Raw genomic sequence first — 863 nt, 5'->3', positions numbered from 1 at the left:
CAGCGTAATGATCAGTCACGATATCGCCATATCCCACTACATCAGCCGGATTCACACCAAGCAAGCCAAGCTGTTCATCAAGGAGCACCCTTGCGCCAGAACCCTTTTCCCTGTTGATGATCCGGATATCGGCTCTTTTCAAGTCTTTCCAGCCTTGAATGTTTTTCGGATTCCCTTTTTGCACATACAGTCCTGCTTTGCGGAGAACGACATTGATGAGACAAAACGGTTCACCTGTCAAAATCCGTTTTACATAAGGCGCGTTATACTGACCCGTTTCTGCATCGTACAAATGGAGGCTGACAATGTCACACTTGCCTTGATACATATCAATCAGGCTGTTTAAGCTTCCTTTGTATTTACGGAGCGGCGTCTCCTGAATGGCATTCTCCAAATGCTTGCTGAGGAGATCCATCGAAATGTCCTGTCCGCTGATCATGACATTCGGTCTGCCGTCCGGCTCAGCCTCCTGCACCTGTTTCGGCGCTTCAGTTGCAGCGATGGGCTGAGACATTCTCATATTCGTTTTATATTGCTTTAAATCTTCTTCATCCACACGCATCTGCCTTCCGACACGGTAAGCAGGCAGCACGCCTTTTTTAATCAAATCATAAACGGTCAGCTTTGATACCTTCAGCAGACCTGCAACTTCTTCTATCGTATAGGAAGAGGTTTCATTCATCATCATCACTCTCCTATTTTATTATACCTTTTCGCCGAATGTAAAAAAACCCACATAAACCAAACATAATCAGTTATAATTAGTTATATCTAATAATAAGGGGTGCAATCATGTTTAAGAAGTATTCTATTTTCATCGCAGCCTTAACTGCTTTTCTGCTTGCAGCAGGCTGTTCTTCAAA

General features: G+C 43.9%; 2 protein-coding genes. One reads left to right on the top strand and one right to left on the bottom strand.

The window, feature by feature from the left end; translation table 11 throughout:
- Window positions 1–682, bottom strand: a 682-nt coding sequence (locus tag ACWHAR_RS24950) for a substrate-binding domain-containing protein (RefSeq protein ID WP_452088165.1), incomplete at its 3' end; no start/stop codon positions are given.
- A 110-nt stretch (window positions 683–792) separates the two neighbouring features.
- Here ACWHAR_RS24950 and ACWHAR_RS24945 point away from each other — a divergent pair.
- On the top strand, window positions 793–863 hold a 71-nt coding region (locus ACWHAR_RS24945), incomplete at its 3' end, for a hypothetical protein (RefSeq protein WP_452088164.1).

Source organism: Bacillus sp. LR--39, from assembly GCF_053613335.1.
Note: the sequence above shows the minus strand (reverse complement) of the source record. Positions and strands in the feature narration are given on the sequence as shown.